This is a genomic window from Thioreductor micantisoli (assembly GCF_055392745.1).
Genome location: NZ_AP043760.1, coordinates 669,231 through 693,168, shown reverse-complemented (window position 1 = coordinate 693,168; position 23,938 = coordinate 669,231). Strand labels below are relative to the sequence as shown.

The 23,938-nt window shown below is 26.7% G+C and carries 20 protein-coding genes; 1 reads left to right on the top strand and 19 read right to left on the bottom strand.

Annotated features, from left to right (window positions below):
• Positions 1–2 precede the first annotated feature (2 nt).
• The 12 genes from ACZ5OA_RS03665 to ACZ5OA_RS03610 are packed head-to-tail and all read right to left on the bottom strand — an operon-like array spanning position 3 to position 17,768.
• The gene (locus ACZ5OA_RS03665) at positions 3–1,070 is read right to left on the bottom strand and encodes an acetate/propionate family kinase (protein WP_464908175.1); all 1,068 of its coding nucleotides are present in this window, start codon (positions 1,068–1,070) and stop codon (positions 3–5) included.
• Positions 1,067–2,818 carry a phosphate acetyltransferase gene (pta, locus tag ACZ5OA_RS03660; RefSeq protein ID WP_464908174.1) on the bottom strand — a complete coding sequence of 584 codons (1,752 nt, stop codon included), beginning with the start codon at positions 2,816–2,818 and terminating at the stop codon, positions 1,067–1,069. Before pta ends, ACZ5OA_RS03665 begins: the two co-directional genes overlap by 4 nt.
• Positions 2,818–4,500 carry an alpha-glucan family phosphorylase gene (gene glgP, locus ACZ5OA_RS03655; RefSeq protein WP_464908173.1) on the bottom strand — a complete coding sequence of 561 codons (1,683 nt, stop codon included), beginning with the start codon at positions 4,498–4,500 and terminating at the stop codon, positions 2,818–2,820. Before glgP ends, pta begins: the two co-directional genes overlap by 1 nt.
• Before the next feature lie 2 nt (positions 4,501–4,502).
• On the bottom strand, positions 4,503–5,480 hold the full coding sequence (locus tag ACZ5OA_RS03650) for a 6-phosphofructokinase (protein ID WP_464908172.1): 978 nt from the start codon (positions 5,478–5,480) through the stop codon (positions 4,503–4,505).
• Positions 5,481–5,489: 9 nt separating this feature from the next.
• Positions 5,490–7,268 (bottom strand): 1,4-alpha-glucan branching protein GlgB, encoded by a 1,779-nt coding sequence (gene glgB, locus ACZ5OA_RS03645; protein WP_464908171.1) that lies wholly within the window; start codon positions 7,266–7,268, stop codon positions 5,490–5,492.
• Positions 7,261–8,718: a glycogen synthase GlgA gene (glgA, locus tag ACZ5OA_RS03640; protein WP_464908170.1), complete on the bottom strand. Its 1,458-nt coding sequence runs from the start codon at positions 8,716–8,718 to the stop codon at positions 7,261–7,263. The genes glgB and glgA overlap by 8 nt, the downstream gene beginning before the upstream one ends.
• Positions 8,719–8,737: 19 nt before the next feature.
• Entirely contained in the window at positions 8,738–9,514 is a 777-nt protein-coding gene (locus ACZ5OA_RS03635; RefSeq protein WP_464908169.1) for an ROK family protein, read from the bottom strand.
• Complete coding sequence (locus tag ACZ5OA_RS03630) at positions 9,511–10,503, bottom strand: galactose-1-phosphate uridylyltransferase (protein ID WP_464908168.1); 993 nt, start codon at positions 10,501–10,503, stop codon at positions 9,511–9,513. The genes ACZ5OA_RS03635 and ACZ5OA_RS03630 overlap by 4 nt, the downstream gene beginning before the upstream one ends.
• Positions 10,491–12,206: an alpha-amylase/4-alpha-glucanotransferase domain-containing protein gene (locus tag ACZ5OA_RS03625; protein WP_464908167.1), complete on the bottom strand. Its 1,716-nt coding sequence runs from the start codon at positions 12,204–12,206 to the stop codon at positions 10,491–10,493. The genes ACZ5OA_RS03630 and ACZ5OA_RS03625 overlap by 13 nt, the downstream gene beginning before the upstream one ends.
• Positions 12,199–14,076, bottom strand: a complete 1,878-nt coding sequence (locus tag ACZ5OA_RS03620) for a glycoside hydrolase family 57 protein (protein ID WP_464908166.1) — start codon at positions 14,074–14,076, stop codon at positions 12,199–12,201. Before ACZ5OA_RS03620 ends, ACZ5OA_RS03625 begins: the two co-directional genes overlap by 8 nt.
• Positions 14,073–16,553 carry a sugar phosphate nucleotidyltransferase gene (locus tag ACZ5OA_RS03615; RefSeq protein ID WP_464908165.1) on the bottom strand — a complete coding sequence of 827 codons (2,481 nt, stop codon included), beginning with the start codon at positions 16,551–16,553 and terminating at the stop codon, positions 14,073–14,075. Before ACZ5OA_RS03615 ends, ACZ5OA_RS03620 begins: the two co-directional genes overlap by 4 nt.
• On the bottom strand, positions 16,554–17,768 hold the full coding sequence (locus ACZ5OA_RS03610) for a glucose-6-phosphate isomerase (RefSeq protein WP_464908164.1): 1,215 nt from the start codon (positions 17,766–17,768) through the stop codon (positions 16,554–16,556).
• Between the two features lie 86 nt (positions 17,769–17,854).
• Here ACZ5OA_RS03610 and ACZ5OA_RS03605 point away from each other — a divergent pair, with 86 nt between their 5' ends.
• Entirely contained in the window at positions 17,855–18,667 is an 813-nt protein-coding gene (locus ACZ5OA_RS03605; protein WP_464908163.1) for a patatin-like phospholipase family protein, read from the top strand.
• Here ACZ5OA_RS03605 and ACZ5OA_RS03600 read toward each other — a convergent pair.
• From ACZ5OA_RS03600 to ACZ5OA_RS03570, 7 genes are read right to left on the bottom strand one after another with little or no spacing between them, the layout of a single operon-like run.
• A complete protein-coding gene (locus ACZ5OA_RS03600; protein WP_464908162.1) occupies positions 18,662–19,972 on the bottom strand; it encodes an APC family permease in 1,311 nt (436 codons plus the stop codon). The two genes, ACZ5OA_RS03605 and ACZ5OA_RS03600, sit on opposite strands and share 6 nt — an antisense overlap.
• 9 nt (positions 19,973–19,981) lie before the next feature.
• On the bottom strand, positions 19,982–21,271 hold the full coding sequence (locus ACZ5OA_RS03595) for an APC family permease (RefSeq protein WP_464908161.1): 1,290 nt from the start codon (positions 21,269–21,271) through the stop codon (positions 19,982–19,984).
• A 12-nt stretch (positions 21,272–21,283) separates the two neighbouring features.
• Entirely contained in the window at positions 21,284–22,021 is a 738-nt protein-coding gene (locus ACZ5OA_RS03590) for a sulfite exporter TauE/SafE family protein (protein ID WP_464908160.1), read from the bottom strand.
• 9 nt (positions 22,022–22,030) lie between these two features.
• Positions 22,031–22,570 carry an HdeD family acid-resistance protein gene (locus tag ACZ5OA_RS03585; RefSeq protein WP_464908159.1) on the bottom strand — a complete coding sequence of 180 codons (540 nt, stop codon included), beginning with the start codon at positions 22,568–22,570 and terminating at the stop codon, positions 22,031–22,033.
• The gene (locus ACZ5OA_RS03580) at positions 22,561–22,782 is read right to left on the bottom strand and encodes a hypothetical protein (RefSeq protein ID WP_464908158.1); all 222 of its coding nucleotides are present in this window, start codon (positions 22,780–22,782) and stop codon (positions 22,561–22,563) included. Before ACZ5OA_RS03580 ends, ACZ5OA_RS03585 begins: the two co-directional genes overlap by 10 nt.
• Before the next feature lie 31 nt (positions 22,783–22,813).
• Entirely contained in the window at positions 22,814–22,996 is a 183-nt protein-coding gene (locus ACZ5OA_RS03575; RefSeq protein WP_464908157.1) for a hypothetical protein, read from the bottom strand.
• Positions 22,997–23,905, bottom strand: a complete 909-nt coding sequence (locus tag ACZ5OA_RS03570; RefSeq protein ID WP_464908156.1) for a hypothetical protein — start codon at positions 23,903–23,905, stop codon at positions 22,997–22,999.
• Positions 23,906–23,938: the final 33 nt, after the last annotated feature.

Here is a 23,938-nt window from a genome sequence, read left to right as displayed (position 1 = left end):
TTTTATCCTTTTTTCTTGATTAAATTAAAAGCTTCTTTTGCAATTTGTAACTCTTCATTTGTAGGAATCACCATTACTTTTACTTTATTTTTTGAGATTATAATATTATTTTTTTTATTTTTTTCTTTATCAATAACAATTTTATAATTTTCTAAATTTTCTGTTATTTTTTCTCTTATTAAACTGGAATTTTCTCCAATTCCAGCAGTAAAGACAATACCATCAACTCTACCTAACTCTATCATATAAGCACCTAAATATTTTCGCACTCGACTTACAAACATCTCTATTGCAAGTTTTGCCGATTTATCATCTCTTTTTTCAATATTTTCTAGATTATTATCCCCTGCTATTCCTTTAAAACCAGATTCTTTATGTAACATAACACTAATACTCTCTATTTCCATAAATTTGGAAAGATAAAATATAATTTCAGGATCAATATCTCCACATCTAGTCCCCATCATAAGCCCTTCTAATGGAGAAAAACCCATACTTGTATTGATACTTTCTCCATTTTTAATAGCACATAAACTCGAACCATTTCCTAAATGACAAGTTATTAAATTTAATTCATTTAAAGGCTTATTTAAAATTTCACTTGCTTTATTTGCTACATATTTATGACTTGTTCCATGAAACCCATATTTTCTAATATCTTTATTTTTATATAACTCATAAGAAATTGGATAAATATAATTATAATCGGGTAAAGTTTGATGAAATGATGTATCAAAAACGGCAACTTGTGGAATATTTGGAAGTAATTTTTTCACTGATAAAATTCCATCTAAATTGGCTGGATTATGAAGAGAAGCAAGTGGTATCAAATCTTTTATATCTTCAATTACCTCATCATTAATTATAACACTATTTATAAATTTTTCACCCCCGTGCACTACTCGATGAGCTACTGCGTCAACTTCTCCAACTTCTTTTAAAATCATTTCTATATTTGAATGATAATCTTTAACTTCTTTTATAACTCCACTTTTAACTTCTTTTAAGTCATAAAAAAATTTATATTTTATAGATGAACTTCCACTATTTAAAACTAATATTCTTTTCATTTTTGTGCCTGTATGGCTGTAATTACAATTGTATCGATTATATCTTCTACTTCACAACCTCTACTCAAATCATTTACCGGTTTTTTAAGGCCTTGCATAATTGGACCAACAGCAATAGCTCCTGCACTTCTTTGGACTGCTTTATAAGTAATGTTCCCAGTATCTAAATCAGGAAATATTAAAATATTTGCAACTCCCGCTACTTTTGAAATAGGAGCTTTTTTCTTAGCAACATCTTTATCAACCGCAGCGTCATATTGAAGTGGACCATCTATTAAAATATTTTTTCTTTTCTCTTTTACAATTTCAAGAGCTTTAGCTACTTTTTGGACATCTTCACCTTCTGAGCTTCCTTTGGTAGAATATGAAAGAAGTGCCACTTTTGGCTCAATTCCAAATTTTTTAGCACTGTCATTTGTAGAAATTGCAATAATAGCAAGAGAAGCAGCATCTGGTTTTTCATTTATAGCACAATCAGCAAAAACTAAAATTTTATCTTCTAAAAGCATAAAAAATAGACTTGAAACAAGAGGAATATCTGGAGTTGTTTTTATTATTTGAAGTGCTGGACGCATTGTATTTGCGGTGGTATGAATTGCACCACTAACTAATCCATCAGCATAACCTAAATAGACCATCATTGTTGCAAAATAGATAGTTTGAGTTTCAATTATTTCTTTACTTTGAGCCTTTGTAATACCTTTATGTTTTCTAAGCTCATAAAATTTTTCTATAAATTCATCTCTGTATTTAGAAGTTTTAGGATTTATAATTTTAGCTTTAGAGATATCCACTCCTATAATTTTTGCTCTATTTTTAAACTCTGTTTCATCACCAATAAAAACTATGTTTGCTAATTCTTTATTTAAAACTATTTCACTCGCTTTTAAAATTCTATCATCGAGTTCATCTAAAAGTATTGTTTTTTTATTCTGTTTTGCTTTTTCATAAATTTGATATTTAAAAATAAGTGGAGTTATCTCTTTTGTTGGAGTTTTTAATTTATTTAAAAAGTAATTTTTATCTATAAATTTATCTAATTTCGCAAAAATATTTAATAACTTATCTTTTGTTAAATAATTTACATTTGGAGTTAAATTGTAATACTCTTTTGTAATCTCAGCTGTTGTTTTATTTGTTGCTAAAATCGACATTTTAACAGGAAAATCATTTATAATTTTTAATATTTCTAAATTTTTATCTGTTAACAAAACTGTACTTGGATTTGCACTTTTTTGAGAAAGAAGCAAACTCATACTTGCTAATAAAATATCATTTCTATCACTATTAGTAATAATCAATTCATCATCTTTGACAGCTTCTAAAAACTTATCAACTCCCATTGTGGTAATTATTAAATTTTTGATATCTTTTTGAAAATCACCCTCTAAAACAACTTCTAAATTTAATTCTTCAATTAATTGTTTAAATGGAATTTTATTTAATTCATCAAGTTGTGGAATAACAATACTCCCTAAATAATTATCGATTTTTAACTCTTTTTCTTTATCTTCAAAAACTCCAACTACTCCACTTTGTAAATTTTCGGCTAAAAATTTATTATCAATTTCTAAATTTCCTTCAAATAAAACAAAATCTGCTGTGCTTTTTTCAAATTGTAAAATAGTTTCATCTATTGAAATTACCTTTATAAGCTTTACTTGTTTATATTTAGTTTTTAGCACTTCTAAAAAATAGAGAGTTATAATTCTATTTTTTGTATAAGGAATTAAATATAATGATTTCACTATTTTTCCTTTATATATTCCTGATTTTGTTGTTTTTCGGTATCATAATCATATAATTTTGTATAATATTCATGAGCCATTCTTCCTGAATCAAACACAGGATTTACATCTCTCATTGAATTTTTCATAACAGTTAACCATTTATCTTCTTGATTTTCATAATACAAAGGAATAATTTTTTCTTCTAAAATATCCATCATATTTTTATTATCTTCTTCATCTTGCACTTCTATTGGTTTTGAAGCATCAGCTGGAATCATAAAACCATTTACACCATCTATTAAAAATTCAGGAATCCAACCATCATTTATAGAAAAATTAATTGCACCATTCATAGCAGCACTCATTCCACTTGTTCCACTTGCTTCGTGAGTAATTCTTGGCGTATTTAGCCAAATATCTGCACCTTGTTTTAACATTTGAGAAAGTTTAAGCTCATACCCCACTAAAACTGCTACATTTGAATAATTATTTGAAATAGTTTGTAAATGATTAAATAGATTAATTGCCCCATTATCAAAAGGATATGGTTTTCCAGCCCAAATTATTTGTACTTTTTTAGTCTCTACTAAATTATGAAATCTTTCAAAATCTCTAATAAGTAAATCTGGTCTTTTGTAATCAACAAATCTTCTTGCCCATATGATAGTTAAAATATCTGGGTCAAACATTTTACCCGTTTGGTCAGCCACTTCTTCAAAAAGAATTTTTTTAAGATGTTTTTTTCTAGCAATTAATTCATAATCTTCATGCTCATCCAAATATCTAAGAAGTATAGCATCAACCCAAAATCTTCTATTTTGAGCATTTGTAATATAAATTATTTTTGAAATATCTTTATATTTTCCCCATATTTTATTTGCTACTTTTTCATGCAAAGCAGAAACTGCATTTGATATTTTGACAATTCTAAGAGCAGCCACTGTTAAGGAAAAATTATTATCAGTAATTTCAGTTAAATTTCTAACCTCATTTAAGTTTAAATCTGCAAAAAATCCTAATTTATATAATTTATTTATATTATGAGTTTCATTTCCTGCAAGTTCTGGTGTATGTGTTGTAAAAACAATGTGTTTTTTTAAATTTTCTTTATATTTTTGATAAAGTTCAAAAGCTAAAGGAAGTGCATGCCCTTCATTTAAATGATAAATGTCTCTCTCAATTCCTAAAGCCTCTAAAACTCTAACTCCACCTATTCCCAAAATTGTTTCTTGTGCAATCCTTGCATTTTCATCTTTATCATAAAGTTTATGAGAAATTGTTCTTGATAAATAATCATTTCTATCATAATCAGTGCTCAAAAATATAACTGGTGCACTCCCAAATGTTTCTGGATTTAAAAGATATGCTTTTACCCAAACATTATGTCCATTTATTTTTACTATAACTTCTGTTTCTAAATCTTCTAAAAAATAATAATATTTTCTAATAAATTCTATTTTTAGATTTCTATTTTCATCTCTTCCTTGATCACAATAGCCATAACTCCATAGCATTGTAACGCCAATAATATTTTGTCCTAAATCATAAGCACTTCTCATATGACTTCCTGAGAGATAACCAAGCCCTCCTGAGTATGTTTTTAAAGCTTGATGAATAGCTATTTCCATTGAAAAATAGGCAACTTTTGTAGAATAATCTTCATTTACTTTATATGTATATAATTGTGGTAATTTCAACATTTTTATCCTTTACATTTTTGACAATAATTTTCTTTATACAAATCTATAAGATTTTGTGGTAATTCATATTTATTAGAAATTATCTCATTTATATTTTTAAAATCAAATTTAGAATCTTTATAAACAATTACATCACCTTTACAATCTTTTTCTATAATTCTATCTATTGATTTTTTTACGAATTCACTAGCCATAAGTCTATCATAAACAGTTGGGTTTCCACCTCTTTGGATATGTCCTAAAACAGTAACTCTTGTTTCTAATTTAAGTTCATTTTCACACCATTTTTTAATCTCTTCTGTTTTTTGCGAACCTTCAGCTACTATTGCTAAAATATATTTTCTACCATTTTTTATTTCAAGCTCAATTTTGTTTTTTTGATATTCTAAATCGCTTGGCATTTCGGGTATTACACAAATTTCAGCACCACTGACAATAGCACTTACTAAAGCCAAATAACCACACTCTCTACCCATTGTTTCTATTACAAAAGCCCGCCTAAATGAGCTTGCTGTGTCTCTTATGGCATCCACTGCACTTCTTATCATATTGAGAGCTGTATCAACTCCTAAACAATAATCCGTTCCAAAAATATCATTATCTATAGTTGAAGGAATTCCCACAAATTTAATTTTAAATTCATTATAAAAAACATCCATTGCTCTAAAACTACCGTCTCCACCTAAAACTATAATTTTTGTAATTTTATGTTTTTTTAAATTTTTATAAGCTTGAGCTCTATATTTTTTATCAAAAAATCTTTTTGAGCGAGAACTTCTTATAATTGTTCCACCTAAATGAATAATTCCACTTACATCTTCAAAAGTTGCTTTTTTGATTTTATTATCAATCAACCCCTCTAATCCATCATAAATAAAATAAGGATTTAATTTCTTGAAAATAGAATATTCTACAAAATATTTAATAGCTGGATTCATACCAGCACAGTCCCCTCCACTGCTCATTATCGCTATTGCCATTCTCTTCCTTTATTTCTCTAATTTAAAAAATCTCACACTTAAAGGTGTCAAATCAATTTCAATTACATCTTCTTTATTTAATATTTCAAATTTTTTAGTTTTATAAATTCTTTTTCTACTTTTATCAATTCCATTAAATTTAGAAGCATCTGAATTAAATATAAGTTTATATTTACCTTTTTTGCTTACTGCTGCAAAGTAGTCTTTATATTCTGCACCTGAGAAATTACAAACTATTAAAATTCTTTCATCTTTATAAATTCTTTCAAAAGTTATAATACTTCTATCTCTATCTGCAATATTTGTCCATTCAAAATTTTCTTGTTTATCAAATTGTAAAGCTTTTTCATTTTTATAAAGTTTGTTAAGCTCTGTTATCATTTTATTAACTCCCTTATGAGAGTCATATTCCAAAACTTCCCAATCAAGTTGCCATTCATAATGCCATTCATTAAATTGAGCTATTTCATTTCCCATAAATAGAAGTTTTTTACCAGGAAAAGCATACATAAAAGAGTATAAACTTCGTAAATTTGCAAACTTCCAATCATAAAGCCCACTCATTTTATTTATCATACTTCCTTTCATATGAACCACTTCATCGTGACTTAAAGGTAAAATATAGTTTTCATCAAAAGCATACCAAAACATAAAAGTAAGCCTGTCATGGTTATCTTTTCTAAAAAGTGGATCTAATTTGAAATAATTTATTGTATCGTGCATCCATCCCATATTCCATTTATAATCAAATCCAAGCCCCTCTTTTTTATCTGTAACTCCTAAAAAAGCTGTTGATTCTTCTGCTATCATTAAAGCAGATGTTTTTGATGTTATAGTTTTGTTTAATTTTTTAAGAAAATTAATAGCAGCTATATTTATATTATTCCCATACTCATTAGGCTCCCACTCTCCTTCTTTTCTTGCATAATCTAAATAAATCATAGAAGAGACTGCATCAACCCTAATTCCATCTATTTTATATTCATTTACCCACCAATAAGCTGAACTTATTAAAAAATTTACAACATATTCACTTTCATAATTAAATATATTACTTTTCCATTCTGGATGATACCCTTTCTTAGGATCTGGATGTTCATAAAGAGCCTCTCCATCAAAAGCAATTAATCCATGCCCATCAGTTGTAAAATGAGAAGGCACCCAATCAAGAATCACTCCAATATCATTTTTATGGCACATATCTACAAAATATTTAAATTCATCAGGATTTCCATATCTAGAAGTTGGAGCAAAATAACCCGTAGTTTGATATCCCCAAGAGCCGTCATATGGATGTTCTGTTATAGGCATAAGCTCAATATAATTAAATCCCATTTTTTTAACATAAGAGATTAACTCTTTTGCTAATGTTTTATAAGTTAAATAATTACCATTTTCATCCCTCTTCCAACTTCCTAAATGACACTCATAAATAGATTTATTTTCTGCATGTTTAAATGTAGGATATTTAAATTTATATTTACTTTTAAATATTTTAGAAGCTGAATTTGGTTTTACTTCTGCATATCTTGCATATGGATCTGCTTTTAGAAATTCTCTCTCTCTGTTTTTTATAAAATATTTATATGTTTGATTCTCTTTTGCATCTTTTACAATTCCTTCCCATACACCATTTTCATCTTTTTTAAGTGGATTTTTTATAGAATCATAATTATTAAAATCCCCTATTACACTCACATAATCAGCATTTGGTGCATAAACTCTAAATTCTACCCCATTTTTTGTTATAAAACTTCCAAAAGTTTTATATAATTCATAATTATTCATTTTTAAGCTCCCTTTTTAATATAGCTAATTTATATAACTTTTCATACTTCCAAGCGGCCTTGTCCCAACTAAATCTCTCTTGCATAGCATTTTTTATTAAATTATCAAACACCTCTTTTTGATAATAAACATCAACAGCCCATTTTACAGTATTTACTAATGCATATTTACTTGCTTCATAAAACTTAAATCCATTTGGATTTTGAGTATATCCATCTAAATTTTTAATAGTATCGTCAAGTCCCCCAACTGCTCTAACAATAGGAATAGTCCCATATCTAAGTGAATAAATTTGATTTAATCCACACGGCTCAAAAAGGGAAGGCATCAAAAACATATCACTTCCAGCTTCAATTTTATGAGCTAAAGCTTCATTATAACCAATAAAAGTTGCAAATTTATCTGGATACCTACTCGCTACATCACTAAAAAATCCTTCTGCCCATTTTTCTCCACTTCCTAAAATAACAATTTGAATATCCATTTGCAATAAATCCCAAATTGCTCCAGCAATTAATTCAATTCCTTTTTGAGTAGCAAATCTACCTACAAATCCTATTAATGGAATATCTTTCTGGGGCAAATTAAATATTTTTTGTAAATCTCTTTTATTTAATATTTTATCTTTAATTGTATCAATATCATAATTTTTAGCAATATATTTATCAATTGCCGGATTCCACTCATCATAATCAACCCCATTTAATATTCCAAAAAGCAATTCTCTTTTTTGTAAATACCCTTCCAATCCCCATCCAAACTCAGGAGTTGTTATCTCTTTTGAATATTTTGGACTAACAGTGCTAACGGCGTCACTTTGTGTAATTCCTGATTTTAGGAGATTAACTCCTCCAAATTCTTCTAAATTATCACTCATAAATGCCTCCCATCCAACTTCTGCCGAATCTAATATTTTAGTAGAAAATTTTCCTTGATGTTGCATATTATGTATAGTTAGCACTGTTGCACTATTTTTGAAATGTTCATCATATTTATATTTTGATTTTAATATTGTAGGCATTATAGATGTATGCCAATCATTTGAATGAATAATATCTACTTTAAAATTAAGTTTTTTAGCAACCTCAAAAGAAGCTTTACTTAAAAATATAAATCTTTCATCATTATCTGCATAAGCATATCCATTTTCATCATCATAAAGTCCATTGCGACCAAAAAATCTTTCATAGTCAATAAAATAAATATCAATATCTTTATTATTTTTATCTTGAAACAACTCACACCAAAACTCTCCCCAATTCCCCATAGGAACTCCCATACTTCCTAAACTTGTCAGTTTAAATTTATCAATTGAATAATATCTTGGCATTACTACTTTTATATTGTTTTTTCTTTTTTTAAGTGCTTTTGGAAGAGCTGCTGCTACATCTGCAAGACCCCCACTTTTGGCATATCCTGCTACTTCACTTGCTACAAATAATATATTCATTTTCTCCCCTTTATTACAATTAATTACTTAATAATTTACACCCCTGTAATGATGCGTTTTTAAGTTTTGTTTTTGTTATTAAAATATTTTTTAAATTTGGACTAAAAGCATATTTTTTAATATTTTTATTTATATATTTTATCAAAAATTGATTATTTTCAATAACTCCCCCACCTAACACTAAAATTTTTGGATTAAAAAGTGTTATAAGTGTAGCACTTGCAAACATTAACGCTTCTAAAAAATTATCTTTTACCTCCTTTGGCGCTTTTGTAAATGTATTAAAATCTTGTTTTAAATATTTAGCCCATTTTTTTATAGCGCTTCCACTACAAAAATTTTCAATACAATTATCTTTGCCACATCCACATAAAAAGGGAGCTTTTCTAAATGGAATATGACCTATTTCTAAAGCTGAATTTTCAATTCCTTTGATTAAATGTCCATCAATAATAGCTCCACTTCCAGCACCAGTTCCTATATAAAAAGCAACTATATTTTTTTCATTAAAATATCTACTTTCAGCTAAAACTGCACAATTTAAATCATTTTCAATTATAAAGTTAATATTTGGAAAATATTCTTTTAAATTTAAATTTTTTATATCTATATTTGGAGCCGAATAGATAATATTATTTTGAGTATGACCGGCACATGAGATAAATACCCATTTTATTGGATATTTTTGAGTAAGCTTTTTTATTAACATAACAATATTACTTTCTTTTTCTATAAAAAGTTTATTATCTATTTCATATCTTAAATAAGTCCCTCCCATATCTATATATAAATTCATATCATTTCTTCTAAAATCTTTTTTACAAATTCAGGCTCAACTGGATTTATGGTCATTTCATTCATTATTTCAAATCCTGCTAAATTAAATATTCTTGGTCTAATTCTAATATAAAAAAGATGAAAATTTTTTATTTCATCGAAAAACTCTTCATTATCAAAATTTTTATTAATTGGTGGTTCAAAAAATTCTATATTAAAATCAAATTCCCCTATTTCTTGATACAAAAGATTTATACTATTTTGCAAAATAACTGCTAATTCTTCAAAATCATTCATCTCTAAATAAGATGACTTATTAAAAGAAATAATCATAATTTCAAAAGGAAAAATAGAAGCAAATGGCATAAAAGAGATAAAATTTTGACTTTTATATAAAATTCTTTTATCTTCTATCATTTCTTCTTCAATAATATCTTTTAAGAGCTTTCTTCCATGTTTTTTATAATACTCAAATTCTCTTTTTAAAAGTTCTCTTTTTACTTTTGATAAAATAGGCATTCCTATAATTTGAGTATGTGGGTGTGATTGACTAGCTCCTGCTTTAAAGCCATAATTTTTGAAAATAGAAAGATATTTTATTCTAAAATCTTTTTTTAAATCACTAATTCTTGTTTTTATTGTAATAAACAGATTTATCCACTCTTTTGTGCTAAATTCAAAAATTTTAATATGCCTTGGAGTATCAATAATAATTTCATGAATTCCAAAACCTCCAAAATACTCAAAACCATTAAGAATATGCGATTCAAATCTATTTTCTAAACTGAGAGCTTTATATAAATTTGGAACTACTTTAGTAAGCCATTTTCCATTTTCTCTAATACTAAAAATCTCTTTTTCAAGTTTATTTTCATTTTCTGGACAAAATGGACAATTACTGATATTTTCATTATCATTTTCAACTATTAATTTATTTGGTTTATGAAATCTTTCAGGTGCGATAATTACATATTTATCATCAAATTTAGAATATCTTATTTCAGACATATTAAACCTTTTATCTCTTTTTTATCAAACTCAAAAACAAAATTAATTCCCTGAATTATTTCATCAAATCCACTTTCACTTTTTGAATAAGTTTTTAATAATTGATATTTCATAATAGTTTTTGTATCAAATTCTATCTCTAAAATTTTATTTGTAAAAGAATCTTTTATCGTAAAAATATTATCACAAATTAATTCATTCTCACTTAATACGTTTTTATTTATCAAAATATCATAATGAGCAAAATGTAAATTTATTTCAAGTTTATATTCTCCATTTGCAGATATTTCAAACTCGAATCCATTTTCTATAAGTTTATACTTTTTACTAATTTTTTGATGAATAAAACTATTATCTTTAAATTCATAAATATCATTTATCAAACATTTATTATCTACAAAATCAATAAAAGAGACTTTTTCATACTCATCAAAAATAAGTTTATCTTTTATTGATTTATCAATATTATTTATATTATGAATTGTCTCAATAGCAGTATTCGAATTTTTTTCATTTTTTGTATAGTAATACTCCTCTGCTCGTCTTGTAAGTGTATTTTGAAAATTAAATTTACTTTTTCTATCATCAAATTCAATTAAACTTCCACCTTTTTGGCTAAATATAGCAATTATATTTTCATTTTTAAATTTTAACTCTTTATAGCCTTTTAATTCTATATCTCTAAACAAAGTTTCATTATTACTAAATTCTTCACACTCTATTAAATATTTATATGCATTATCTCGCAAATTAGGAAGATAAATTCCTCCAAAAATCCCATGCCAAAAAACATCATTTGACTGAACTTTAAAAAATGGCTCATTTTGTAAATATCTAAAACTAAGCATTCTTTTATGAATTCTATTTGATTCACTATATTTTACAAAAAAATTCTTCCATTTACCTTTTACCCACTCATTCATCTCATAATATGAAACTTCTGGGAGATAAATAAGACCCAAAGAACTATTTTCTTTATGATATTCATTAAAGTGCATAACTTCAATATCTTTATCTTCCAAAACACCTTCTATAAATTTTTCAAGCCACTTTTCTTTATAAACCCACTCATTTGTTTTTGGCCACAATCCAAACTTTTCTAAATCATCAAACATTATACTTGTTTTATACTTTTTAACAACTTCGATGGATTCTTCACTTTTATCAAAAGGAATTTTATATCTTAACTCCTTATTTATAGGAAAAATATCAACACTTCTTCCACTATCTTCAGTAGTCCAAAATCCTTCTATTTTAGTCTGATTTGCTTTAAAAATATGCTCATCATCAACTATTACATATTCAATATTGTTAAGTTTTAAAGCTTTTATAATTTCATCACTCCATACTCTTTCAGTGAGCCACAAACCTTTCGGAGTTTGATTAAAATTCTCTTTTATAAACTTAGTAAGTTTTTTTATTTGATTAATTCTTGAAACTTCATCAATAGAAGCTAAAATAGGTTCATAATACCCACCTGTAAAAAATTCAATATTACATTTTTTTATATTTTCAAAAATATCTAAATATTTATTTTTAATATACTCCAAAATCCAACCACTTGAATGCAAAGCAAATTTGAACTTATATCTAGACATTACTTCAAAAAAAGGTCTATAACATAATTCTATTGCTTCTTTTACTGCAACATCAAGATTATCTACCGGCTGATGCATATGCACACCAAAAAGTAATTTAGACAAACCAATTCTCCTCAAAGTTTCTATTCTTTTCCAATTTTAATTTACCAAAGCTCGGAATTATTTCTTCACCAAAATCAAATTGAATATAACTTTCATTTTGTAAAATAGTTTTATTAAGTTCAATCTCTATTGTTTTATCTTTTTTAATTTTTATATTTTTATCCTTATAATTGCAATTAACTTTTATTTTTTTATCATCTAATATTATAATAAATTCATTTATATTTTTTATATTACCATCAAATGCAAAATAAAAGTTATCTTTATCCATTCCGTAATAAACTCTTTTAATTATTTTTTCTTTATCCATTGTAGAATATAATTTTTCTTCATCAATTATTCCAGCACCATACCATTCAAAAACAGTATCAAATTTTCCATCAATTATAGGACTTATTTCATTTCGTGGTTCTACAATAAAATTATTTTTTTCTTTTATAATTGGAACTCTTAATTCAGGATTTTCTTTATTCATAAGTCTATAAATTTCTATTAAATAAGTTCTAAAAATTTCATCAAATTCTTTTGCAAACAAACTCCAATGACCGCTCCCATACCACCAAAACCAATCACTACATTCTGCTTCTAAAAAAAACTCTTCTATTTTTTCATTTGTAATACCACTATCTAAATACTCTTTTTTTGTCTGAAATAAAAGCTCCCATGCTCTATTTTTTTGTGTATCTCCCACCCAAGTATTAAAATTTCCATCAACCCATGTACCACTTGGCAAATGAGATAGATTTTGAGAATCATTAAGTTCAACATCATCTGCTTTTATCATTTTATTATTTAGTTTTAAATATAACTTTTCTAAAAAACTATATCCTCTATTTTTATAAAATTCCCACGCATTTTCACCATCAATAATAACAGAAACTATCCCACTCTTTGGAAGTTTTGAAAGAAAATCATTAACAGCTTCATCTTCATTTAAAAATTTATATTTAAAACCTATTAAATCACTTAAAATATGATCTCTAAAAAATATAATTACATTATTTTTATTATAAGGAATGTGATGATTTAAAACTCCAATTTTATGTAAAAGAGCTTCATCCGTTGCAATATATTTTATACCATTTTGGCTATACAATTCCAAACTTTCTTCATCTACTGCGCCTTCTGCTGGCCAGAACCCTCTATTTTCCATATAAAAAGTATCTTTATAAATCTTTTTTGCTTTTTGAATATGTTTTAATGCATCATCTTTTAAAGATATTGGATTTTTAGGTAAAATTGTATTTTCATTTGCATATTTTGCATTATTCATATTTAAAAGTAATGGTAAAATTGGATGAGAATAGGGAGTAGTCCAAAGAGAAATCATCCTCTCTTTTGCTAACTTTTCATAATAAGGCAAAATCGTTTTGATAAAAGAGATTAATTCATCAAAAAGATATTTTTTATCTTCTTCATTAAAAGTTGTTTTTTTTATAAAGCTATCTAATTTATTTCTTAAATATTCTCCACACCAAGATAACATAAATAAAATTTCTAAATCTAAAAAATCTATATCATTTAAGTCTTCAAATTCTAATAACTCTTTTAATTTTTCATTTATTATTAAATTTTCATTGATTGATTTTATTATTTTTAATAAATACTTTTTTTCTTCTTTTGTAAGTTCTTTAACCTCTTTTAGCCATAATCTTAAAAATTTATCTCTCAAAGGAGTTTTTTCATAAATTTTTAATTGAATAATAAGAGTTGAAGTAATATTAAAAGTGGCTTTTGATTTAGTCTTTTCTATTAAAAAAGGCATATCATAATAATCTTTAATAGCATGTAAAAAAGCCCATGGCATAACTATTTCATCATTTTTTAAATATAAAGGTTGATGCATATGCCATAGAAAATGAAGTTTCATTTTATCCATTCTTCTATTTTTTTACTATATTCGTCTTTCAAAGTTACTTCATCCACTTTTGTAGTTGCTTGAATGTATAAATGAACTATATCTTTTGAATTATCGGGAATCATTAAAACAAAATTTTTACCTTCTGAAATTTTAATTCCATTTATTGTTGAAACTTCTTTACCTTCAGCATTTTCTAAAAATTTTCGCATCAAAATCCCTTTTTTAGAACTTGGCGCTGCAATATTCATATTAAAATAGTAAAATTTAGGAATCTCTTCTCTAAGTTCTTTTAGAGTAACTCTATGTTTTTGCATAAGTTCAAGCATTTTAAGAGTTGAATATATAGCATCCGCTGTAATGCCAAATTCAGTAAAAGCAAATTTTCCATCAATATCTGCAATTAAATCAAATTTTTTAAGAAAATTACTTCTTTTACCCATCAATTTTCCTCTAGTGATTTCAATATTATCAAATGAATTATCCATAAAATCAGGTGCCCACGATGGAAGATAAACTTTTATAATTTTTTTTTCATAATCAAGAAGTTGTAATGTTACTAACAATAGACAAACTTTATCTATAATATATCCGTCCTCATCTATATAATCTGCCTTTTGCCCATTAGGATATAAAATAATTCCACAATCAAGTTCTAATGTTTTTACCATTTGAACTAATTTTTGTTTTGTTTTTTCGAGTTCATTTGAATTTTCTATTAGTTTTTCTTGTGATGCATAAGCATTTAACATAATATCTTCTACATTATATTTATTTAATAATTTTGGATAAATTTCGGCAGTCATTCCATACATTAAATCTACAACTACATTTTTTTGCTCTGTAAAATATTCATTGTCTACAATTTTTTGTAAATTTTTTATATAATTTTTATTTGCATCTTCTATCTCTTTTATAGCTCCAATCTTTTCACAATTAACTCTTCTAAATTGTTCCCTAAAATAAACTCTTTCAACTGCATCAGATATTTTAGAATCAATAAACATTCCATCTTCATTATAAAATGTCACTTCTGTTTTATAAGGATTTGTAATTGATTGACGAATATGAATACCAGCTACCACATTTTCATCATTTGCAATTGTATATCTTAAAACATTTGCAGGCACTGCTTTTAAATCTAACACATCGATACCAACAGCAAGCAGACCACCTGCAATAAATCTTTTTAACATTCTTGATGCATGATGATAATCTCTTGAGATATAAAATTTACTTCCTTCTTTAAAAATAGAGCCAAATGCTTCTGCAATTTTATCAGCTATATCTCCTGTAAGTTCTATATTTACAGTCCCAACTACACTTCCTTTATGAAATATATTTGCTTTAAATTTATCTCCCCATACTATATTTTGCCCCACAATAGCTCCTTTTTCTATTAGTTTATTATCCCAAATAGTTACATCTTTTATAATTTCTACATCATCTTCTATTTTACAACCCCTAGCAACAATTGCACCTTTTAATATTTTTACTCTGTTTTGAATAATTACTTCATTACAAATTACGGCATTATTAATTTTTGCTTCTTTTCCAATTTTTACATCGTGCCAAATCACACTTTCTTCAATAAAAGAATTATCATCTATTATAGTGTTTTTGCCAATACAACTATTTATAAGAGTTACATTTTCCCCTAATTGAACATTTTTATCTACAACAATAGTCCCTTCTATATTTATATTTTTAGGAAGTTTACTTTTTGTCCAAACTTTTCCATTTTCAAATTTAACCAGCTCACCTTCAAAATCATAATTAATTTTTTCATTTAAAATATCTTGATGAACTTCTCTGTAACTTTGTGGATTTCCTACATCTCTCCAATATCCTTCAATATGATATCCCCACAAATCCACACCTTCATCCATTAACTTGGGAAATAAATCTTTCGAAAAATCATACTCTTTATATTTTGGAATATAATCTAAAATTTGTGGCTCAATTATATAAATTCCTGTATTAATCGTATCACTAAAAACTTCTCCCCAAGATGGTTTTTCTAAAAATTTAATAATTTTTGAGTTTTTATCTGTAATAACAACTCCAAATTGAAGTGGATTATCTACGGGAGTTAGTGCTATTGTAAGAAGTGAATTTTTATTATTATGAAATTTTATAATTTCAGATAAATCAAAATCTGTAACTAAATCTCCACTAACTATTATGAAAGATTCATCTTTTAAATACTCTCTTGCTTGACCTACGGCTCCACAAGTTCCAAAATCACTCTCAGGTAAAACATAATCAATTTTTACTCCCCATTTACTACCATTTCCAAAATATTCTTTTATAATGTCTGATTTGAAATATAATAAAATAACAACTTCTTTAATCCCGGCTTTTATTACTCTATTTAAAATATGTTCCATCATTGGAATATTTACAACATCAAGCATCGGTTTTGGAACTGATTTTGTAAGAGGTTGGATCCTTGTCCCAAATCCTCCAGCCATTATCACTGCTTTCATTTATTTTCCCTTTTTTGTATGATTAGTTAATTTTTCCTTCAGTATAATTTTTCCTTCTTCCACCCCTGGCTGATTATAAGTATTAACTCCAAGCATTTTTCCTGTAAGCGCGGTTAATAATTCGTAATAGAAAAATAGTTGACCTAAATAATAGATATTTGGTTCTTCAATCTCTATTACATCTAATGGAACTTGTCTATTTTTAAGATTTTCGATAATTGAATCTGCTTGCATATTAATTAATGTCTCAAATTTTACTCCATTTACAATATCTAAATTTTCTAGTTCTTTAATAGTTGTATTCGGAACTTTTGTATTATCTTTAAAATCTTTGATTTTTATAAATGTAACTGTTTTATCTTTTGGTCCTTCTACAATTAATTGTAAAAATGAATGTTGGTCTGTCGGTCCAATAAGCCCAACTGGTGTAAGACCTACATTTAATTCACTGTTTTCTTGCTTTTTACCTAAACTTTCAGCCCAAAGTTGCACATACCAAGCATTAAAATCTCTAAACAATTCACTATAGCTAAAAAGTGCATTTATATTATAATGAACCATATGTTCTGCATAAAAAGAAGCTTTTTTTAAAAGTATGTCTTTTGTCTTTTTTCCTTCATGAAAAAATTCATCTTTAATTTTTTTAGCACCTCTTAATAATTCTTTAACTCTATATCCCATTAAATATAGAGGTACTAACCCAACTGCACTTAATACTGAAAATCTTCCACCTACATTTTTAGCAATTTCAAATGTTTCTATTTGATACTCTTTCCCAAGTTTATAAAGAGGTGAATCTAAATCTGTAATAAATATAAAATCTTTATTATTAAGTTCTTTAAAACTTAAAATATATTTAAAAGCTGCTATTGTCTCTATAGTCCCACCTGATTTTGAAACTATCAAAAACAAGGCATCTTCCATATCAACATTTCTTAAAACTTGTTTAATTGTAATAGGATCAGTTGTCTCTATAAAATGAAGCTTTTTAGCTCTGTCTTGATAAGATAAAAATGTATCAACTGCTTTTGTACCTAAACTACTCCCACCAATTCCTACAACAACAATATGTTTTTGATTAAATTTATCAAGTCTTGAAAGATAAGTAATATCTTGAAGTGGTAAATCATAATAACCTATAAAATCTTTTTCTTTTTTTATTTCATTGAAAATATTTGGATTTACTTTTGGGTCATAATAAAGTCTATTTTTCATCTTTTTCCCCTTTTAAATTTACATAATATTAATTATATCACTTTTTTATTAAATTTTTGTTACAATTTCAAAAAAGGTCATTTTTAATGCAAAAAACCGTAAATTTAGTATTATCTGGTGGAGGGGCAAGAGGTTATGTCCATATTGGAGTTATAGAAGTTCTTTTAGAAAAAGGGTATAAAATTAATTCTATCTCTGGAAGCTCAATGGGAGCTATAATTGGAGCTATGGCTGCTGGTGGAAAATTAGAAAAATATAAAAATTGGATTACCACTCAATCACTATTAGATATCATTACTATGCTTAAAATTGATTTAAAAGATAAACTTTCAAATACAACAATTTCATTAGAAAAAATTTTTGAACAAATGAAAAAATTTACTGGAAATATAAATATAGAAGAATTAAAAATCCCTTTTACCGCAGTAGCCACAAATTTAACTAAAAACAAAGAAATATGGTTTCAAAAAGGAAATCTTTATAATGCTTTGCAAGCATCAACTGCAATTCCAGGATATTTTACTCCAGTTATTATGAAAAATGGAGATATTCTAGTAGATGGCGGTGTTCTAAATACAACTCCAGTAGCACCTACTCTTAATACACCTGCTGATTTAACTATAGTAATAGATATAAATTCAAATATAAAAAGTGATTATAAAATAAAAAATGATGATAATTTTTTAGAAAAGATGTGGTTTAATTTCTTATCTCCAACAGACGATTTAAAAAGTTTATCAATTGATTTAATGATGGATTATATTTCAAATCTTAGAATTAATGAATATAAACCAGATATTTTAATACCATTTTCAAAAAATTTAGCCAATACTTTTGCTTTTCATAAACATAAAGAACTAATAGAAATAGGCAGAAAAGAAGCTAAAAAATATTTATAAATTTATCTTTTTTTCTAAATCTTTATCTAAACATTTTGAAAGATGAGTTTTAGTTATCTTTTTGTAAAAATATGAAAATAGTATAACAATTAAAATCAAGACTAGGCTACTTCCCAAAGCTTTGATATTATGAACAAAATTATATCCAACTAAAACAACTGCTGATAAACTTGTAAGTAAAAATCCAAACCCAGCTATAAGTCTATTTGCATTTGTTTCTTTGTATAATTTAAAATTCGCTAAATTAACTAATGAAAAAACAATTAAAAACCCTAAACTTCCAGCTATAGAAATATTTTCTAAGTCAAAACTAAATACAAAAATAATTGCTAGTAATCCAATAATTATCATTCCTTCATATCCATTTTTTACTTTTTCTTCAAATGATTGGGGAATTTCTCCAAGTTTTGACACTAAATATCCAACTCGTCCAGCTCCATAAATCGTAGCATTAATTGCACTTGCAGTTGAAAGCATAGCGGCAATGGCAATCAAAACAAATCCCAAATGTCCAAGAAACGGCTCAGCTGCGATAGCCAATACAAAATCACTCGCTTTTTTAGCTTCTGCAAAACTAACATTTCCAATAGTTACAGCACTTATCATAACATATAAAATAATTACAAATATTACACTTGAATAATAAGCCTTTGGTAAAACTTTTTCTGGATTTTCTACATCTTTTGCTGTATTTGCAATCAGTTCAAACCCTTCATAAGCTAAAAATATCATTAAACCTCCACTTGTAACTGAAAGCATATTATTCCAATGAGATGGTTCTAATTGAACTGGTGAAAAAGTAGTAAACCCAAGAATAACAAAAACAATTAAAATAGCAAGTTTTGTAAATACCATTATATCTTCTGCTTTTCCAGTCATAAAAGCACCAAGTATATTAACAAAAGTAAAAGCAACAATAACTAAAGCTTCTAATATTTTACTTAAAGTTGCATTATCATGCCCTAAAAAAAGAGCACTTCCATAATGTCCAAATGCAAAAGCATAAAGACTAAGCATTACAACATAACTCATCAAAAGTAAATTATTTATAATTGATGAAAATATTCCATTTCCAAAAGCTTGAACTATAAATTCAATAGTTCCACCTTCACTTGGATATTTTAGAGATAACTTAACATAAGAATAAGAAGTAACTAATGCAATAAGCCCTGCTATCATAAAAGCAATAGGAGCAGCTCCCTTTGCTAAATCAATAGTAAGCCCAAGAACTGCAAAAATTCCTCCACCTACCATTCCACCAACACCAATACTAAATGCTTCTATAAATCCAATTTTTTTAGCCACTGTTTTCCTTTATTTAACACACTGTTTTCTAACTTTTCTATTCAAAAATATTCTAAACAAATATTCAAAAATATAAGCTAATATGAAACTTCCTATTAAATAATAAATTATATTTATATTATTTTTGCTATTGTACCAAATAGTTAAAATTACAACTATTAACATAGAAATAAAAGCCATAAATATTATAAATTTATTAGCACCTGTTTTATTCCATAATCTTATATGCCCCAAATGAACAATTCCTTGAATAATCAAAACACTCAAAGCTGCAATATTCGTAATTTCTGAAAGATTAAAAAATAAAATTAATGGAATAATAAGCCCTGCACTTATTAAAAGCCCCTCTGTTGAATTATGAACTCTAAATTCATATTCATCTGGTAATTCTCCATCTTTTGCAAGTGTATAACCGATTTCAGTAGCAGCGTAAAGTGTCGCATTTATAGCACTTGCCGTTGCAAGTAAAGCAGTTACAGCCATTATTTTAAATCCTAAATCCCCAAGAAGTGGTTTTGCTGCCAAAGCTAAAGCATAATCTTTTGTTTTTATAATCTCATCAAGAGATAAATTTCCCAAAACTACTAGAGAAGTTACCACATATAAAACCATAACAAATCCAATAGCAATCATCATAGATTTAAGCATTGTTTTACGAGGATTCTCCATATCTTCTATAGTGTTTGTTATTACACTAAATCCTTGATATGCAAAAAATGTAAGTCCAATAGCAAAAAACATATTATTAATTGGTGGCATATCTTTTAGAGATAAATATTCAGGCTTAATTGTAAATAAGCCTAAAATTGAAAAAGCAACCAAAACAGATAATTTAATTACTACAATAACATTTTCACTTTTTGCAACAATTGAAGCACCTATTAAGTTTATAAAAGTAAACAAAACAATAACTCCAATAGCAAAAGAATTTATAATAAATATAGAATGATAACCAAAAAGTCTTGCTCCATATTCTCCAAAACTTTTAGCAACTGCTGCTAATGCAATTAATTGGGCAATATAAAACATTACACTCATTCCACCAGAAAAAGGATTTTCTCCAAATTCTTGAACTAAATATTCTACAATACCCCCTCGCGATGGATATCTAAGTGCTAATTTTGCTAATGAATAACCACTAAGAAGAGCAATAATTCCTCCAAATATAAATGATAACCAAACAAGATTACCAGCAATTACTCCAGCTTGTCCAATTACGATAAATATTCCAGCACCTACCATTGAGCCAATTCCCAAAAAAACTGCACTCCATAAACCAAAAGCTTTTTTCTTTTGCATTATTTTCCTTTTTTAATCAAAAATTAAATTGTATCCAAGTTTAAAAGCGATTAAATAAAGAAGCACGGCAAGTATCTTTTTAATTTGATTACTATCAAGTTTAAAATGCATAAGCTTATTTCCAACTAACCCTCCTAAAAATGCAGCAATTGCAGTAACTCCTATTAAAGTCCAATCTATATGAATAGTATTTGCATACATTAAAAAAGCACTAAAACTAGAAAAAGGAATAATAAAACTAACAGCAACCGCCATTTTTTTAGCATCATATCCAAGAATTATAAGTAAAGGCATAATCAAGCTTCCTCCACCTATTCCAATCATTCCACTAAATAACCCTACAACACTTCCGATTAAATACAAAAGCCATTTTTGAGTATAAATAATTTCTGTTTCTTTTTTACCAAAAAACAGCATAGATGCACTAAATAGTAAAAACACAACTAACAACCATTTCATAACCTTCACATCTACATATTGAGACAAATATGCCCCTATTGGTGCAAAAAGCATAAGTGAAATAGCCAAAGGAAAAGTAAATCTAATATCTAAAACCCCTCTTTTTAAATTCATTAAACTTGCTGTAATTGTTGTTGAAGTATTTACAAAAAGCCCCGTAGCTTTTGCAAGAGAGAAAGGAATTCCCATCATATTTAATAGTGGAACAAGTGCCGTAGCACTACCAATCCCACCTAATGCAAAAAGAGTTGAAAGAACAAATGTCAAAATAAAATAATAAAAATAATTCATTATTTATCTTTATAACTTTTTAGCCTCAAATCCAGTATAAGTCATAAATATTCCATCCACAATAAAACTAACCCCTACAATAATTCCAACTGTAACAAGTGAGCTAAATGGCCAACCAACAATCATTAAAACACCTAATAACAAGCCCAAAACACCATTTAATAATTGAAGCCACCATCCTCTCAAAGGTCTAAATTCAAATGCCATATAAAGTGTTGAAAATCCATCAATAAAAAAATAAACTGCAAGTAAAATAGCCAAAGTCGCTGCTCCCGCTACTGGATAAACAAAAAGTAAAATACCAGTTAGTAATAATATAAAAGCTTTAAATAAACCACCTGCTGAATTTCTATGTACTTTAAATGCTAAATATGATTTTACAATACCTGCAATTATAAAAAGTGTAGCTATTACAAATACAATACTAATACTTCCAACTACAGGATAAACAATAGCAATCAAACCAGCTATTATAAACAAAATTCCACTAATAATTGAGAGTGTCGAAAACTCTTTTAATAAATCATTATCAAATCTATTTATGAACATTTTACTTCCTTTTTTATTTTTTCAAGTCTATCTATAAATTTATCAAATTCATTTAACTGTTCATCACATTTAGTTTTTAATTCTTCTCTTTTTTTAGTTAAAATATCTAACTGTTTATCTATTTGAGAAACTGGTATTTCACAATTTTTAGCCAAGTCTTCTTCCTTTCCCAAAGTCCAGTCTTCCATTTTTTCTATAAATTCTTTAAACATTTTCGTCTCCTTTTATTTTATTATACCAAAATTAAGCATGAAACATCATAGCTTCAAACAAACCGCTTGTTAATGAAAAAATTATTCCCATTACAAAAGTTACCACAAACAGCGCTGGTATTGATGCAAAAGCAAGTTTTATAAGAAATAAAACTAAATTCCAAAACGGAATATCAATATCTTTAAGCGTCATTTTTACTTCTTTTTCATCCATTTAATTACCTCCTTTATCAAGTTTTTTTTCTAAAATATAGTTATAAAAATTTAAAATTCCAAATGCTGGGGCAAAAATATTTATAACTGGTAAAAAATTTAAAATTACAGAACTTATAGATAATCCCCACAACTCTTTTTTATCAAGTTCACTATCTCCAAACATCATTGTTACGAGACTATAATAACTATCTTTAATCATAAAAGCCCACAATCCTAATAATAAAAATATATTAACAAAAGGAATAAGCATAAAAGGTAAAAGCAACATCACTCCCACTAAAAACAGAATAAAATCTCTACAAATTATCCAAATAATTTTGGGGATATTTACTGAATTTGTATCAAATTCTGGATATTCTTCACTTGATAAATCATCTAATTTTTTAATCATAAAAAATAAAAATGTAAATGAAATAGATGCTGAATAAAGCATATAAAACAGAAGTACTGTCACTAAAATACTCATAAGTTGTTCAATCGTCGAAAATGGTAATATTTTAAGAAAATTTTCTATATAAGCAAGTGCTGGTGTATCATAATGCCAAAAGATAAAAGTCCAAAAGACAATTATAAAAGCCCCTGCTGTAATTGCTACATAATGAAAATGTGTTTTTTCAAGCTCTTTTTCTACAAGTTCATTAAAAAGTGAAAAAATAATCCCCATAGTTATAAATATCGCTTGAATCCATAAAATACTATATATTATAAAGGCCCCACTATATTTTATAAAACTAAAAGGCATTAAATTTAATAAATGTGTTGTAAAACTAATCATAGGTTGCCAAAACAAATATCCTAAAAATAACCAGATAAAAAGCCAAATAATCCCATTAATTAATGATAACTTTTTAATATCCCATCTTCCCAAATCTTTGAAAGACTCAATAATTGAATTTATCAATTCCATCTCATTCCTTTAATTCATTTCTTGTATTATATC